The organism is Francisella marina, from assembly GCF_008369785.1.
Lineage (GTDB): Bacteria > Pseudomonadota > Gammaproteobacteria > Francisellales > Francisellaceae > Francisella > Francisella salimarina.
In genome coordinates, this window is sequence record NZ_CP043552.1 from 1,860,227 (window position 1) to 1,876,391 (window position 16,165).

Below are 16,165 nucleotides of genomic sequence, written 5' to 3' on the forward strand. Positions count from 1 at the left end.
TTTAAAATGGATTGGAAAAATATTATTAAAGAGTTAGAAAAGGGCACATTAAGAGCAGCAACTAAATTGGAAAATGGAGATTGGGTCGCAAATCAAGAAGTAAAAAGAGGTATATTAGCTGCTTTTAGAGCTGGTAGTAATACTGAGCTTTCTGGAATCTATAATGGATTTGTTGATAAGGATAACCTGCCGGCGCGAAGATTTAGTGCTAACGATGGTGTTAGATTGGTCCCGTGAGGTTCGTCAGTTAGAGCAGGGGCATATGTAGCATCATCTGTTATTATTATGCCTCCAGCTTATATTAATATAGGAGCATACGTTGATTCTGGAACTATGGTTGATAGCCATGCTCTAGTTGGTTCATGTGCTCAAATTGGTAAAAATGTACATTTATCGGCAGGAGTTCAAATAGGTGGTGTTTTAGAGCCGATAGGGATGAATCCCGTGGTTATTGAGGATGATGTGTTTGTTGGCGCAGGTGCTGTTATCGTTGAGGGTATTGTAGTTGGGAAAGGTGCTGTTATAGCGCCATCTGTTGTTTTATCAAAAGGTGTAGCTGTTTATGATGCTGTGAATGATAAGGTTTTACCCAAAGGCTCAGAAATTCCAGAAAATGCAGTAATCATTCCAGGTAGTAGACCAATTAGAACTAGTTGGGCTCAAGAAAATGGTCTTCAAGCTTATTGTCCAATCATTATTAAATATAGAGATGAGAAAAGTGACGCTTCATTAACACTAGAAGAGATATTGAGGTAGTTTAATGAATATAGAAGCATATAGAGATAATTTGGAGATTATCTCTAAAGAATGTGATGCTCCTTTTTTTTATTATGATTTGGATATGTTGGAGACACATGCTAAAGAACTGAAAAAACTACCAGTAAAATTATGGTATGCACTAAAAGCAAATCCATTATCTAGAATGATTAAGATTTTCGATGAGCAAAAAATAAGTTTTGATGTTGCTAGTATTGGTGAGTTGGACCAGGTTTTAGCTCAAGGAGTAAATCCTAAGAATATTTTGCATACTGGTCCAGCTAAGTCATATTCTCAACTAGAATATTTTCTAGCTCAAGGCGTTAGAATTTTTGTAATCGAGAGCATAAATCAATTTAAAGATTTATCAGACCTTGTAGAAAAAAATAATATAAATGTTGAAGTTCTTTTGAGAATACAGCTTGTATGGAATGATCAAGAAAGTAATGTTCTTGGAGGAGGAGGTTGCGTAACTCCTTTTGGATTATCAATAAATGATTGGAAAGACTTTTTTGATAGTGCTCCAGATATTTCTAATAATATGTCTATAATTGGAATGCATTGTTTTCAGTGGGGAAATATTCTTTGTTTAGATAAACTATCTCAAATATGGAAGACAATAACTAAGGCTTTGCTAGATTTAAGTGAGGCTATTAATGTTTCTTTAAAAATTATAGATTTAGGTGGCGGAATAGGTGTTCCTTACAACTCTAGTCAAAAAGCGGTGTCAATCAATGATTTAATATCTTGTTTTAATAATCTTAGAAAAGAATTTCCTGACATAGAGTATTGGTTAGAGCTTGGTAGATATGCTGTTGCAGAAAGAGGAGTCTATGTAACTAAGGTTATCGATAGGAAGTCAGTAAATAATATTAATTTACTAGTAACTGATGGTGGTGCTCAACATTTAGTCAGACCAGCATTAACTGGAGAAAGCTTTCCAATAGAGTTACTCAGAGAAGAATCTTGTAGCGAGACTAATGACTTTCAAATCCATGGACCTTTATGCACAAGTCTAGATAAAGTTGGTGTAGTAAACTTACCAAAAGATATCGAACCAAATGATTATTTAGTATTTAAACAAACTGGAGCTTATGGTTTTACTGAGAGTATGCCTTTTTTCTTGTGTCATAGTTTACCCGCTGAAGTAGTCTGTTATAAAGGACAGCTTCAGACTGTAAGACAAAGTAAAAAATCTTCTAGCTGGTTAGTATAAAAAATATAAGGTCGAATAATGCTAAAAATTAGTAATAAAGTAAACAGTATTGAGGTATCAGCTACTGTTGTAATGTCTGAATTAGCAGCGGAGTTAAAGCAGCAGGGAAGAAATGTAATATCTCTTTCTATAGGGGAGCCAGGGTTTTTCTCACCGGACTGTGTCAAAGAGGCTGCTAAAAGAGCTATAGATAATAATATTACTAAGTACCCTCCAATAGATGGAATTTCTGAATTAAAAGAAGCCATAGTTAAGAGATATAAAAGAGATTATGGTTTAAACTTTAATAAAAGCCAGGTTTGTGTAACTAGTGGAACTAAACAAAGTATACATAATATTTTTACATGTATTTTTGATGATGGAGATGAAGCTATTTATTTCGCACCGTATTGGGTATGTTATCCAGAGCAGCTAAAATTGGCTGGAGCAAAATCAGTTATAGTAAAAACCTATGCTGAAAATAATTTCCAATTAGATATTAAAGAAATTGAAAAAGCTATAACATCCAAAACAAAAGCTATTATTATAAACTCCCCTAACAACCCTACAGGTGTTGTTTATTCAGAAGAAACATTGGCATATTTTGCACAGTTAATCAGGAAATATCCAAATATATGGATTATTTCAGATGAAATATATGATCAAACTTTATTTGATAGTAATGCTATTTCTTTGTTACAAGTTGCTCCAGATTTATCAAATAGGTTTATTATAGCTAGTGGAGTGTCAAAAGGTTATGCGATGGCTGGTTGGAGAGTGGGATATATTATAGCTCCAGAGATTTTAAAAGATGCGATAGCAAAACTACAATCTCAAACTACTGGAGGTGCTTGCTCAATATCTCAAATAGCTTCTATACAAGCTTTATCCTTAGATAATGAGTATTTAAAAAGATATACATCTATTTATCAAGAAAGAGTGATGTATGTTTATAATTATTTAGAGAGTTTAGAGGATTTTGAAATAGTTAAACCATTAGGAACCTTTTACCTTTTTCCAAAAATAGAGAAGTTGTTACAAAAAACTAAATTTAAAGATGATACAGAGTTTTGTTTAGCTTTATTAAAAGATCAGGCCTTAGCTATAACTCCAGGAAGCTATTTTGGTTTAAAAAATTGTATAAGAATAAGTTGTGCAGATAATTTAAACACTTTAGAAGGTGCAATGAGAAGATTAAGCATATTTATTGAAAAAGAAATGATTAAATAAAGTTTAAAAGAAGAGGCGATTTTTTTGTTCTAAAGCATAGTGGATAAGCTTTAAGATGGTTTAAAAAGGCTATGTAGATGGTAGTTTTTGGGGTTGGAATAGCTATTGAAATAAAAAAGTTGTAAAAACTTTAATTTTTTTGAAGAAAGTAGTTGCATTTTGTGAGAGTGATGCGTATTATATGTCTTCACCGGCTGACGAGTGATGTTAACGGTTGGGAGCTAAGGCTTCTAAGATATTTAAGAGATATATTATATACAAACACTTTGTTAAAGAATTTGAGTATCAGTAGTTAGAGTCAGAATTTGAGAATTAAACTGAAGAGTTTGATCCTGGCTCAGATTGAACGCTGGTGGCATGCTTAACACATGCAAGTCGAACGGTAACAGGAGAAGCTTGCTTCTTGCTGACGAGTGGCGGACGGGTGAGTAACGCGTAGGAATCTGCCCATCTGTGGGGGATACCAGTTGGAAACGACTGTTAATACCGCATAATATCTGCGGATTAAAGGTGGCCTTTGTGCTGCCGCAGATGGATGAGCCTGCGTTGGATTAGCTTGTTGGTGGGGTAAAGGCCTACCAAGGCTACGATCCATAGCTGATTTGAGAGGATGATCAGCCACATTGGGACTGAGACACGGCCCAAACTCCTACGGGAGGCAGCAGTGGGGAATATTGGACAATGGGCGAAAGCCTGATCCAGCAATGCCATGTGTGTGAAGAAGGCTCTAGGGTTGTAAAGCACTTTAGTTGGGGAGGAAAGCTTATGAGTTAATAGCTCATAAGAAGGACGTTACCCAAAGAATAAGGACCGGCTAACTCCGTGCCAGCAGCCGCGGTAATACGGGGGGTCCGAGCGTTAATCGGAATTACTGGGCGTAAAGGGTCTGTAGGTGGTTTGTTAAGTCAGATGTGAAAGCCCGTGGCTCAACCTTGGAACTGCATTTGATACTGGCAAACTAGAGTATGGTAGAGGAATGGGGAATTTCTGGTGTAGCGGTGAAATGCGTAGAGATCAGAAGGAACACCAATGGCGAAGGCAACATTCTGGACCAATACTGACACTGAGGGACGAAAGCGTGGGGATCAAACAGGATTAGATACCCGGTAGTCCACGCTGTAAACGATGAGTACTAGCTGTTGGATTCGGTGTAAAGGATCTAGTGGCGCAGCTAACGCGTTAAGTACTCCGCCTGGGGACTACGGCCGCAAGGCTAAAACTCAAAGGAATTGACGGGGACCCGCACAAGCGGTGGAGCATGTGGTTTAATTCGATGCAACGCGAAGAACCTTACCTGGTCTTGACATCCTGCGAACTTTCTAGAGATAGATTGGTGCCTTCGGGAACGCAGTGACAGGTGCTGCACGGCTGTCGTCAGCTCGTGTTGTGAAATGTTGGGTTAAGTCCCGCAACGAGCGCAACCCCTATTGATAGTTACCATCATTAAGTTGGGTACTCTATTGAGACTGCCGCTGACAAGGCGGAGGAAGGTGGGGACGACGTCAAGTCATCATGGCCCTTACGACCAGGGCTACACACGTGCTACAATGGGTATTACAGAGGGCTGCGAAGGTGCGAGCTGGAGCGAAACTCAGAAAGGTACTCTTAGTCCGGATTGCAGTCTGCAACTCGACTGCATGAAGTCGGAATCGCTAGTAATCGCAGGTCAGAATACTGCGGTGAATACGTTCCCGGGTCTTGTACACACCGCCCGTCACACCATGGGAGTGGGTTGCTCCAGAAGTAGATAGCTTAACGAATGGGCGTTTACCACGGAGTGATTCATGACTGGGGTGAAGTCGTAACAAGGTAGCCGTAGGGGAACCTGCGGCTGGATCACCTCCTTAACGGAAATACGAAAAAATAGAAATAAGCTCTAATTACATATTCAAGTGATTTAGCATAGTGTTTGTAGATAATATATTTTAGTGTAAGTAAAATACGGGTCTGTAGCTCAGTTGGTTAGAGCGCACCCCTGATAAGGGTGAGGTCGGTAGTTCGAGTCTACTCAGACCCACCAGTTTTTTGGGGCCATAGCTCAGCTGGGAGAGCACCTGCTTTGCACGCAGGGGGTCAGCGGTTCGATCCCGCTTGGCTCCACCATATTTATTTACATGAAGATAGAGATATTTAACAATTTAGTATAGAAATAGACTTAAGAAAATAAGTGCAAGCGGTGGATGCCTTGGCATTCAGAGGCGATGAAGGACGTGATAATCTGCGATAAGCTTCGGTTAGTTGGTAAATAAACTTTGATCCGGAGATTTCCGAATGGGGGAACCCACCTAACACAAGTTAGGTACTCACTCGACATAGAGTGTAGAGCGAACGAGGGGAACTGAAACATCTAAGTACCCTTAGGAAAAGAAATCAATTGAGATTCCCATAGTAGCGGCGAGCGAAGTGGGAAGAGCCTGGTATGATTTAGCTGTAATTATAGTAGAACAAGTTGGGAAGCTTGACGATAGAGGGTGATAGTCCCGTATACGAAATAATCACAGTGGAACTAAGCATATGAACAAGTAGGACGGGGCACGTGGAACCTTGTCTGAATATGGGGGGACCATCCTCCAAGGCTAAATACTCCTGAATGACCGATAGTGAACTAGTACCGTGAGGGAAAGGTGAAAAGAACCCTTATAAAGGGAGTGAAATAGAATCTGAAACCGCTTGCATACAAGCAGTAGGAGCATGATTTAGTCATGTGACTGCGTACCTTTTGTATAATGGGTCAGCGAGTTACTTTTAGTAGCGAGGATAACTGAATAAGGGATCCGTAGCGAAAGCGAGTCTTAATAGGGCGAATAGTTGCTAGGAGTAGACCCGAAACCGGCGCGATCTATCCATGGCCAGGTTGAAGGTTGGGTAATACCAACTGGAGGACCGAACCCAATACTGTTGCAAAAGTATGGGATGAGCTGTGGATCGGAGTGAAAGGCTAATCAAGCACGGAGATAGCTGGTTCTCCCCGAAAACTATTTAGGTAGTGCCTCGTGTATAACTCATTGGGGTAAAGCACTGTTTCGACGATGGGGGTTTTACGACCTTACTGACTCGATGCAAACTCAGAATACGATGAAGTTCAATCACGGGAGACACACTGCGGGTGCTAAGGTCCGTAGTGGAAAGGGAAACAGCCCAGACCGCCAACTAAGGTCCCCAAGTCATAGCTAAGTGGGAAACGAAGTGGGAAGGCCCAGACAGCCAGGAGGTTGGCTTAGAAGCAGCCACCCTTTAAAGAAAGCGTAATAGCTCACTGGTCGAGTCGGCCTGCACGTAAGATTTAACGGGGCTAAGCTATGCACCGAAGTTGCGGAATATATTTAGTATATTGGTAGGGGAGCGTTCTGTAAGCCGATGAAGGTGAATTGAGAAGTTTGCTGGAGGTATCAGAAGTGCGAATGCTGACATGAGTAACGTAAAATAAGTGAGATTCTTATTGGCCGAAAACCCAAGGTTTCCTACGCAATGTTAATCAACGTAGGGTAAGCCGGCCCCTAAGGCGTAGCTGAAGAGTGAAGTCGATGGGAAACAGGTTAATATTCCTGTGCCGCTTATATAAACGAAGGAGGGACGGAGAAGGTTAGGTAGGCCTGGCGGATGGTTGTCCAGTGAAAGTATGTAGGTAGAGGTGCTAGGCAAATCCGGCATCTTGTTGATCTGAGATACGAGACGAAGTCAAACTTGTTTGACAAAGCTATTGATACCATGCTTCCGGAAAAGCTTCTAAGTATATTGTATAAGTGACCGTACTGTAAACCGACACTGGTGGGTAGGTAGAGAATACTAAGGCTATGAGATAACTCTGGTGAAGGAACTAGGCAAAATGACACCGTAACTTTGGAAGAAGGTGTGCCCTTGATGGTGATGAGACTTGCTCTCTGAGCTGTTGGGGGTTGCAGATACCAGGTGGCTGCGACTGTTTATCAAAAACACAGCACTCTGCTAAATCGTAAGATGAAGTATAGGGTGTGACGCCTGCCCGGTGCTGGAAGGTTAATTGAAGGGGTTAGCGCAAGCGAAGCTCTGGATCGAAGCCCCAGTAAACGGCGGCCGTAACTATAACGGTCCTAAGGTAGCGAAATTCCTTGTCGGGTAAGTTCCGACCTGCACGAATGGCGTAACGACGGCCACACTGTCTCCACCAGAGACTCAGTGAAATTGAAATCGCTGTGAAGATGCAGTGTACCCGCGGTTAGACGGAAAGACCCCGTGAACCTTTACTACAGCTTTGCACTGGACTTTGAATATTTATGTGTAGGATAGGTGGGAGACTTTGAAGCAGTCACGCTAGTGATTGTGGAGTCGTCCTTGAAATACCACCCTTGAATATTTGAAGTTCTAACTCAGGAGAAATTCGAGGACAGTGTATGGTGGGTAGTTTGACTGGGGCGGTCTCCTCCTAAAGAGTAACGGAGGAGTACGAAGGTGCACTCGGTACGGTCGGAAATCGTGCCAAGAGTATAAAGGCAAAAGTGCGCTTGACTGCGAGAGTGACGGCTCGAGCAGGTACGAAAGTAGGTCTTAGTGATCCGGTGGTCCTGTATGGAAAGGCCATCGCTCAACGGATAAAAGGTACTCCGGGGATAACAGGCTGATTCCTCCCAAGAGTTCATATCGACGGAGGAGTTTGGCACCTCGATGTCGGCTCATCACATCCTGGGGCTGAAGCAGGTCCCAAGGGTATGGCTGTTCGCCATTTAAAGTGGTACGCGAGCTGGGTTCAGAACGTCGTGAGACAGTTCGGTCCCTATTGCCGTGGGCGTTAGAGATTTGAGAAGAGTTGCTCCTAGTACGAGAGGACCGGAGTGAACGAACCACTGGTGTTCCGGTTGTTTCGCCAGAAGCATTGCCGGGTAGCTACGTTCGGAAGGGATAACCGCTGAAAGCATCTAAGCGGGAAGCCTCCTTCAAGATTAGATCTCTCTGATGTAAATCAGTAAGGAACGTTGGAGACTACGACGTTGATAGGCTGGGTGTGGAAGTACAGCAATGTATGAAGCTTACCAGTACTAATGATCCGAGAGACTTAAGTCTATTTCTATGCTGAATTGTTAAATATCTTTATAAGATATATTATCCAAAACACAGTTTTGGCGATAATAGCTTGTAGGAACCACCTGATCCCATTCCGAACTCAGAAGTGAAACTACAAAACGCCGATGATAGTTTGGCTCCGGCCAGGTGAAAGTAGGTAATCGCCATCTTATTCAAATATCAAAGACTTATCGTGATAAGCAATACAAAAAGCCTCATAGAAATATGGGGCTTTGTGTTTTTATAACTACCAAATTTAAATACTTATGTCACCTATATTAAACAGCAACTTTCATCTATAATCTCCTGACATTTATCTTTATAACTTATGTACTATGATTCTGTCAAAAATATTTGAGCAACAAAGAATTCCTACTATGGAATTATCTAAAGAAATAAGAAAGAAAATTTGGCTAAATAAGTTTATTAAATCATATTTGGTTGTATTTATAGGCTATCTTAGTATGTACATGATTCGTAAGAATTTTAATATAGCTCAGAATGATATGATTCAAGATTATGGTCTTTCTTTTACTGATTTAGGATTGATTGGCTTAGGTTTTTCGATTACTTATGGTCTTGGTAAGACTATGACAACTTATTATTTTGATGGTAAAAATACTAAGCAAGTATTGCCTTTTATGCTTATATTATCTGCGATATGTATGATAGGCTTTGGTCTAAGCTTAGGGAGTAGTACATATAGTATATTTCTTATGATTGCCTTTTATGCTATGAGTGGTTTTTTTCAAAGTCCCGGAGGCTCTTGTAGTTATTCTACTATTACTAAATGGACGCCTAGAAATAGAAGAGGATTTTTTTTGGGACTGTGGAATATGTCTCATAATATTGGTGGAGCATTAGCTGCGGCTGTAGCACTTTTTGGGGCACATGTAGTATTTGATGGCAATGTGGTTGGTATGTTTATATTTCCATCAGTTCTTTGCTTAATTATTGGTTTTATTGGATTGAGGGTTGGTAATGACTCTCCTGAATCATATGGCCTTGGACCTGTTGAAGAAATATTTGATGAACCTATTAGTGAAGAAGATGCTTATGTTAAAAAAGTACAAATTTCAAAGTGGGAAATTTTTAAGAAATATGTGGTTTTTAATAAGATAATCTGGGTTTTGTGTTTTGCAAATGTCTTTCTATATGTAGTTAGAATTGGTGTGGATCAATGGTCACCTGTTTACGCTCATGAAGTTTTAGGTTTTACAAAAGAAACTTCGGCATGGAGTTACGCATTATTTGAATCAGGAGCTTTAACTGGGACATTATTATGGGGATTACTATCAGATCTTATTAATGGTAGACGTGGATTGACAGCCATTATATGTCTTATAGCTACTATTATTTTAATTTTTTTATATCAGTCCGCTACTAATCAGTATGTATATTTAACGGTTATGTTTCTTTTAGGATTTTGTGTGTTTGGGCCACAGCTTCTTATAGGTGTAGCTGCTGTGGGATTTGTTCCAAAACAGGGGATTGCAGTAGCAGATGGTATAAAAGGTACTTTTGCTTACTTGCTAGGCGATAGTTTTGCTAAACTTGGCTTGGGTATGATTGCCGATAAAAAAATTAGTCTATTTGGATTTGATGGTTGGTATGGAACTTTTATAGCATTATATTTAGCTGCGATTGTATGTTTCGTGCTAATGATGTTTGTAGCTATTGCAGAAGAGAAAAAAATTAAAAGAAATAAAGAGTATTATTCTAAGGCATAACTAAATAGAGATCTAGAATATACCATTATTATTTTTAGCTTCTTTTGGAATAGGTTCCATAAGCTCCCAATGTTCGATAATCTTTCCATCTTTTACTCTAAATGTGTTAATTGCAGCTGTTCCTAAATCATTTTTTGATGAGTAAAAAATATTTTCTAATATTACATAATCATTACAAGCAAATATTTTTCTTGTCTCAACCCGTGTAAATACTTTTTTATCACCAAGTCCTTTAAGATAGGTAATTAAACCATCTGGTCCATCCTCTGCTGAAGGGTAATGTTGAATGTATGTTTTTCCTAAATATTTAGAGACCTCATCTACACTACCTTTATTAAATATTACATTTAATACAGCATTCTCAAAATCAATTACAGTGTTAACATTTTTTTCATTATATTTACATTTGATAATATTAGATTTAGGTATTATTTCTGGTACGGGATTATCTTGTTTATCTGCTAATAATATTGTAGGCATTAGAGTGGCTAAAATTCCTAATGAGATATACTTCCTCATACAACTCTCCATATTTATTAAAGGGTTAGATCTTTTATTTGTTGCTCAACTTGTTTTAAAGATTTTTCTCGTATTTCAGCATTTAAATCAACTCCTTCAGCACAGATCACAGTTATGTCATTTATACCAATAAAATTAAGAATTGTTTTTAAATAGTTTTCTTGGAAATCTAAAGGTTTTGCAGCTCCTTCACTATAGATATTTCCTTTACTAAGAACAAGGATAGCTTTTTTATTTTTTACTAAGCCTTCAGGTCCATTCTGTGTATATAAGAATGTTTTTCTTGCAATCATTATATTATCAATCCAAGATTTTAGTGTCGAAGGGATACTAAAGTTATACATAGGCGATTCAATAACAATAATATCATTTTCAAAAAGCTCTTCTATAAGCTTGTTTGAGGTAGCAAGTCTATCTTGATTATTATTTGCCATGGCATTAATAAAGTCTGGATTTATATGTTCTACAGAATTATCTACAAGATCTCTCTCTGAAACTTTCACCTTGTCACTGCTTTTTAAATGGCTAATTAAATCATCACCAATTTTTCTTGAAACTGAATTTTCTTCTTTAATACTTGATCTAATATGTAGTACTTTTTTCATTTTATTTCCATGCCTGAGGTTAAAAAAAATATATACTTATAATTATCACTGTATTTACCAAATAAAACAAGAATGCACAACTATGATAGCTACTAACAAAAATGTAACTGAAGATGGATATTCTAGAGATTCTTGTAAACCTTTTAGAGAAATCTTAGGTTTAATAGGTGATAAATGGAGTATTATATTAATATCAATACTTGAAGATGGCACTAAAAGATATAGTCAGATTCAGAGAGACCTTAGAGAAATATCCCCAAGAATATTATCGCTAAAGCTTAGAGAACTAGAGAGGTGTGGATTAGTATTTCGCGAGGTTGAACCTACCGTTCCACCTAGTGTCTTTTATTCCCTTACAGATCTTGGAAAATCTTTACTAATTCATACGAAAAACATAATACGTTGGGTAGAAGAAAATCAAAATAAGATTGAACAAGCTAATGTGGACTTTAACAAATTAAATTCAAAGTAATTGTAAGCAAGTAACTAATTTTTATAAAATTTTTATATCTTTGCTAAAGTTCATAATAGAATCTTTATATCACTTGAAATTATAATTTATCTCCTAAAAATATATGTTTAAAGAGGTTGATATGATTATTGTTTCAGCAATTACAATGATAAGTTTGGCGATATATATGACAGCTACGCTTATATATCCAGAGAAATTTTAGCTTATAGGAGAGTATAGCTATGAGTTATAATTTTATTTTGTTTGTGGTTTTTATATTTACATTAGTGATTATTACTAAACCACTAGGAACTTATATATTTAAAGTATTTAATAATGAGAGAACATGGCTTGATTGGTTTGCAAAGCCTTTTCAAAGAGTATATCTATTAATACTTGGGGAGAGCTCAAAAAAAGAACAATCAGCGAAAAGTTATTTTTTTAGTTTGCTAAGCTTTTCGATTATGGCGTTTATCTTTGTTTTTGTAGTATTACTTTTGCAAGGCCTATTACCTTTTAATCCACAAGAAATTAAGGGAATGGGTTTTTCTCAAGCATTTAATACCGCAGTAAGTTTTGTTACCAACACTAATTGGCAGAGCTATAGTGGTGAGACAGGTGTTAGCTATTTCTCACAGATGCTTGCCCTTGCTGTCCAGAACTTTGTTTCAGCAGCAGTTGGGTTATGTGTTGCAATAGTCTTGATAAGGTCTGTAGCAAGGCATGAGGCTACTAAAGTTGGTAACTTTTGGAATGATTTGGGTAAAGCTATATTTTGGATTTTACTGCCAATATCTATCATAATCGCTATTGTATATATATTCCAAGGTGTGCCACAAAACATTATGGCATATTTACATGTACATACTTTAGCTGGTAGTGATCAAATCATTGCTCAGGGACCTATAGCATCACAAGAAGCTATTAAGTCTTTAGGTACAAATGGTGGAGGTTTCTTTAATGCAAACTCTGCTCATCCTTATGAGAATCCAACTATAATTACAAACTATATTCAGATGGCTTCAATATTTGCTATAGCTGCGGCATTAACTTATACCTTTGGTAAGTGGGTTGGCAACACCAAGCAAGGTTGGATGATATTTGCAGTAATGTTAGTACTATTTGTGATATCTCTAATGGTTATGACAATATCAGAGCTTCATGGCTTAGATTTTTTACATAGCAAAAATATCCAAGATATCTATGGGCAAGTTGGTCATTTATCAAATATGGAAGGTAAAGAGACTCGCTTTGGGATATTTAACTCAACTTTATATAATACTGTTTCAACATCTGCTTCAGATGGCGGTGTAAATAGTGTCATGGATAGTTATTCTGCTATAGGTGGAATGATGACGATGCTGAATATGGCTATTGGTGAAGTTATCTTTGGTGGTATTGGTGCTGGATTTTATGGCTTCTTTATGTTCTTGATGTTAGCTGTATTTATTGGATCATTGATGATAGGTAGAGCAGCAAGCTTTTTGGGTAAGCGTATCGAAGCTAATGATATGAAATGGACAATGTTTGCTCTACTTATATCACCATGTTGTGTATTAGTATTTACAGGTTTGGCAGCAGTTATTCCAAGTGTGCATCAAGCATTAACTAATAGTGGTGCGCATGGTTTTTCAGAGATACTTTATGCTTATATCTCAGGATCTAATAATAATGGTAGTGCTTTTGCAGGTTTAGCATCAAATACTAGCTATCTGAATATTACAATAGCATTGAGTATGCTTATTGGACGTTTTGGAGTAATATTTGCTGTAATGATGCTAGCAGGATCATTAGTTAAGAAAAAACGTAGTTCACAAATGAGTGAAATAAGTTCACTTGATACAACTAGTTTTATTTTCTCGGTCTTAGTGTTTTTCACAATAGTGCTAATAGGTGGCCTAACTATATTCCCAGCTTTAAGCTTAGGACCAATATTAGATCAACTAAATTTAAATTTCTAATCGGTGATAGTTATGAGTACAAAAAAATCTCCTAATTTATTGTCAAAAGAACTTGTAGTTCCAGCTATAAAGAAGTCTTTTACAAAATGTGATCCTCGTCAAATGATCAAAAATCCAGTAATGTTCTGTGTCGAAGTTGTGACTATTTTGTGTACACTGTATCTAGTTTCAGAAATTGTACATAAACAAGATATTGGCTTTACATTACAAGTTGTAATATGGTTATGGTTTACAATACTATTTGCAAACTTTGCTGAAGGCATCGCTGAAGGAAGAGGTAAAGCTCAAGCTGATACTCTAAAAGCTGCAAAATCTAAGCTTTTTGCTCTAAGAGTTGAAAGTAATGGTAATGTCACAAAAGTAGATGCAGAGAGTTTAAAGATAGGTGATACTGTTATTGTTGAAGCAAATACTCTAATTCCTTGTGATGGTGATGTTATTGAAGGAATGGCAACAATTGATGAATCTGCTATTACTGGTGAATCTGAACCTGTTGTTAAAGAAGCCGGCTCAGATAATTCTGCTGTGACTACAGGTACAAAAGTTCTTTCAGATGCTATCAAAGTTAGAGTTACATCTAATCCAGGTGAGAGCTTCTTGGATAAAATGATAGAGCTTGTTGAGGGGGCAAAGCGTCTTAAATCTCCAAATGAGATTGCTTTAACTATTTTATTGTCAGGATTAACACTAATCTTTATATTTGCGATTTGCTCTTTATATGGCATGGCAATGTATAGTAATACAGTTTTATCAGCTGTTGTTTTGATTGCACTTTTTGTGACATTGATACCAACTACAATAGCAGGCCTACTATCAGCTATTGGTATATCTGGTATGGATAGACTTCTAAAGTTTAATGTTGTGGCATTATCTGGGCGAGCTGTTGAGTCTTCTGGGAATATTGATTTATTACTCTTAGATAAAACAGGTACGATAACTTTGGGTAACCGCTTTGCTACGGATTTTATTGCTTTAGGAGCAACATCTCCAGATGAGTTAGCGCATGCTGCTTGGTTAAGTTCACTTGTTGATGAAACACCAGAAGGTAAATCTATAGTTAAGTTAGCAGAACAGCGCTTTGGGTTTAAACAATCCTCTGTAGATATATCTAAAGCTGAAATCATACCTTTCTCAGCATATACAAGAATGAGTGGCATAAATTACCAAAGTCTTGAAGTAAGAAAAGGGGCGATTTCATCAATAGAAAATTATCTTAAAGATAAGCTTGATAAAGGTCTTCTAAAAATGTTTAGAAAAGTAACAGAGCAGATATCTGAGCAAGGCGGGACTCCTCTAGCGGTGGCTCATAAAGATAAGCTTTTGGGTGTAATCCATCTCAAAGATATTATAAAGCCACATATCAAAGAGCGCTTCGAAGAGCTACGTAAAATGGGAGTGCAAACTGTTATGATAACAGGAGATAACCCATTAACAGCCGCTGCGATAGCTGCAGAGGCGGGTGTTGATGATTTCGTTGCTCAAGCATCTCCTCAGGATAAACTAGATTTTATAATCAAAGCACAAAAAGATGGCAAAACAGTTGCAATGTGTGGAGATGGTACTAATGATGCGCCGGCTCTTGCACAGGCTGACGTTGGTATCGCTATGGCAACAGGGACGTCTGCAGCTAGAGAAGCAGGTAATATGGTTGATCTAGACTCAGATCCTAAGAAGATAATTGAAATAGTTAAAATTGGTAAACAAATACTTGTAACTAGAGGAGCATTGACAACATTTAGTATAACTAATGATATTGCTAAGTATTTTGTGGTGATTCCAGCACTATTTGTGACAGCATTTCCTAGTCTTGGTGCGCTTAATTTTATGGGGTTACATTCTTCAACAAGTGCAATACTTTCAGCAGTTATATTTAATGCTCTAATCATTATCTTTCTGATACCTATGGCATTGCTTGGCGTGAAGAGTGTTGTAGCATCATCACAAACCTTATTACGAAGAAATCTTCTATATTATGGTTTAGGCGGTGTGATCGTACCTTTTATAGCTATTAAGCTGATAGATATGCTTATAACAGCTATGCATATAGTTTAAGCAAGGAGTTAATCTTATGAAAAACTTATTTAAATCTTTTATGGCGATGTTTTTCCTTACCATTGTGCTTGGTTTAGTTTATCCATTTTTTATAATGGCAATTGGATATGGTGTCGCACATGATCAAGCTACAGGATCACAAGTTTATTATAATGGTAATGTAGCTGGTTCAGAGTTGATTGGACAAACTATGCCAGATAATCTGTTCCAGTCTAGACCATCAGCATCAGGATATAATCCATTAGCTACGGGAGGTACTAATTATGCAGTTAATAATCAGACACAGTTACAAGATGTTAAAAGTAGAATTAAAGACTTACAAGCTAAGTATGGTGTTAAGCCTATTCCAGAAGATTTAGTTTTTGCATCTGGTAGTGGAGTTGATCCAGAGATAAGTGTGCAAGCTGCGATATATCAATCAGCATATATAGCTCAAAAGAATAACCTTTCTATAGATCAGGTTAATAAACTTATCAAAGAGAATACTAAAGAGCATCTATTTAATGTGGCTACTGTAAATGTTTTACCATTAAATATAGCTCTTTTACAACTGATAGGTAAAAATTCTCAAGGTATATCTAGTCTGATATAATTATATTCTGTGAATATTCTCAACAACTTTAATAGCA

Annotated in this window: 9 protein-coding genes, 2 tRNA genes, 3 rRNA genes and 1 pseudogene; 13 read left to right on the top strand and 2 right to left on the bottom strand. The window is 37.5% G+C overall.

From position 1 onward, the window contains the following. Positions 1-6: 6 nt before the first annotated feature. From F0R75_RS10335 to uhpT, 9 genes and pseudogenes are all read left to right on the top strand, one after another. A pseudogene (locus tag F0R75_RS10335) lies at positions 7-756 on the top strand (2,3,4,5-tetrahydropyridine-2,6-dicarboxylate N-succinyltransferase). 4 nt (positions 757-760) lie between these two features. Next, positions 761-1,972, top strand: coding sequence for a PLP-dependent decarboxylase (locus F0R75_RS09215; protein WP_149368928.1), 1,212 nt, complete (start codon positions 761-763; stop codon positions 1,970-1,972). 18 nt (positions 1,973-1,990) lie between these two features. Beyond that, positions 1,991-3,181, top strand: a complete 1,191-nt coding sequence (locus F0R75_RS09220; RefSeq protein ID WP_149368927.1) for a pyridoxal phosphate-dependent aminotransferase — start codon at positions 1,991-1,993, stop codon at positions 3,179-3,181. 314 nt (positions 3,182-3,495) lie between these two features. Next, positions 3,496-5,028: ribosomal RNA gene (locus tag F0R75_RS09225) — 16S ribosomal RNA — on the top strand. A gap of 96 nt (positions 5,029-5,124) precedes the next feature. Then, positions 5,125-5,201 (top strand) — tRNA-Ile (locus tag F0R75_RS09230). A 7-nt stretch (positions 5,202-5,208) separates the two neighbouring features. Next, positions 5,209-5,284 (top strand) — tRNA-Ala (locus F0R75_RS09235). A 50-nt stretch (positions 5,285-5,334) separates the two neighbouring features. Then, positions 5,335-8,218, top strand: a 23S ribosomal RNA gene (locus F0R75_RS09240). 55 nt (positions 8,219-8,273) lie between these two features. Beyond that, positions 8,274-8,388 (top strand): 5S ribosomal RNA (gene rrf, locus F0R75_RS09245). The 16S, 23S and 5S rRNA genes sit together here with 2 tRNA genes alongside, the layout of an rRNA operon. A gap of 207 nt (positions 8,389-8,595) precedes the next feature. Then, positions 8,596-9,948: a hexose-6-phosphate:phosphate antiporter gene (gene uhpT, locus F0R75_RS09250; RefSeq protein WP_246145954.1), complete on the top strand. Its 1,353-nt coding sequence runs from the start codon at positions 8,596-8,598 to the stop codon at positions 9,946-9,948. A gap of 12 nt (positions 9,949-9,960) precedes the next feature. Here uhpT and F0R75_RS09255 read toward each other — a convergent pair whose 3' ends face one another. Next, positions 9,961-10,467, bottom strand: a complete 507-nt coding sequence (locus F0R75_RS09255) for a nuclear transport factor 2 family protein (protein WP_149368925.1) — start codon at positions 10,465-10,467, stop codon at positions 9,961-9,963. Between the two features lie 17 nt (positions 10,468-10,484). Further along, complete coding sequence (locus tag F0R75_RS09260; protein WP_149368924.1) at positions 10,485-11,072, bottom strand: FMN-dependent NADH-azoreductase; 588 nt, start codon at positions 11,070-11,072, stop codon at positions 10,485-10,487. An 82-nt stretch (positions 11,073-11,154) separates the two neighbouring features. On the opposite strand from F0R75_RS09260, the gene F0R75_RS09265 reads away from it, so the two are divergent. The 4 genes from F0R75_RS09265 (at position 11,155) to F0R75_RS09280 (ending at position 16,128) form a co-directional block, all read left to right on the top strand. Beyond that, positions 11,155-11,544: a winged helix-turn-helix transcriptional regulator gene (locus F0R75_RS09265; RefSeq protein WP_149368923.1), complete on the top strand. Its 390-nt coding sequence runs from the start codon at positions 11,155-11,157 to the stop codon at positions 11,542-11,544. A gap of 221 nt (positions 11,545-11,765) precedes the next feature. Then, a complete protein-coding gene (gene kdpA / locus F0R75_RS09270) occupies positions 11,766-13,484 on the top strand; it encodes a potassium-transporting ATPase subunit KdpA (RefSeq protein WP_149368922.1) in 1,719 nt (572 codons plus the stop codon). Positions 13,485-13,496: 12 nt separating this feature from the next. Further along, positions 13,497-15,536: a potassium-transporting ATPase subunit KdpB gene (gene kdpB, locus F0R75_RS09275; RefSeq protein ID WP_149368921.1), complete on the top strand. Its 2,040-nt coding sequence runs from the start codon at positions 13,497-13,499 to the stop codon at positions 15,534-15,536. 16 nt (positions 15,537-15,552) lie between these two features. Further along, the gene (locus F0R75_RS09280) at positions 15,553-16,128 is read left to right on the top strand and encodes a potassium-transporting ATPase subunit C (RefSeq protein ID WP_149368920.1); all 576 of its coding nucleotides are present in this window, start codon (positions 15,553-15,555) and stop codon (positions 16,126-16,128) included. The last annotated feature ends 37 nt before the right edge of the window (positions 16,129-16,165 follow it).

Bases quoted from the DNA above. Each gene is read 5' to 3' on its own strand.
- F0R75_RS09255 (WP_149368925.1), bottom strand. From the start codon at position 10,467: ATGAGGAAGTATATCTCATTAGGAATTTTAGCCACTCTAATGCCTACA.
- uhpT (WP_246145954.1), top strand. From the start codon at position 8,596: ATGGAATTATCTAAAGAAATAAGAAAGAAAATTTGGCTAAATAAGTTT.
- kdpA (WP_149368922.1), top strand. From the start codon at position 11,766: ATGAGTTATAATTTTATTTTGTTTGTGGTTTTTATATTTACATTAGTG.
- F0R75_RS09280 (WP_149368920.1), top strand. From the start codon at position 15,553: ATGAAAAACTTATTTAAATCTTTTATGGCGATGTTTTTCCTTACCATT.
- F0R75_RS09265 (WP_149368923.1), top strand. From the start codon at position 11,155: ATGATAGCTACTAACAAAAATGTAACTGAAGATGGATATTCTAGAGAT.
- kdpB (WP_149368921.1), top strand. From the start codon at position 13,497: ATGAGTACAAAAAAATCTCCTAATTTATTGTCAAAAGAACTTGTAGTT.
- F0R75_RS09260 (WP_149368924.1), bottom strand. From the start codon at position 11,072: ATGAAAAAAGTACTACATATTAGATCAAGTATTAAAGAAGAAAATTCA.
- F0R75_RS09220 (WP_149368927.1), top strand. From the start codon at position 1,991: ATGCTAAAAATTAGTAATAAAGTAAACAGTATTGAGGTATCAGCTACT.
- F0R75_RS09215 (WP_149368928.1), top strand. From the start codon at position 761: ATGAATATAGAAGCATATAGAGATAATTTGGAGATTATCTCTAAAGAA.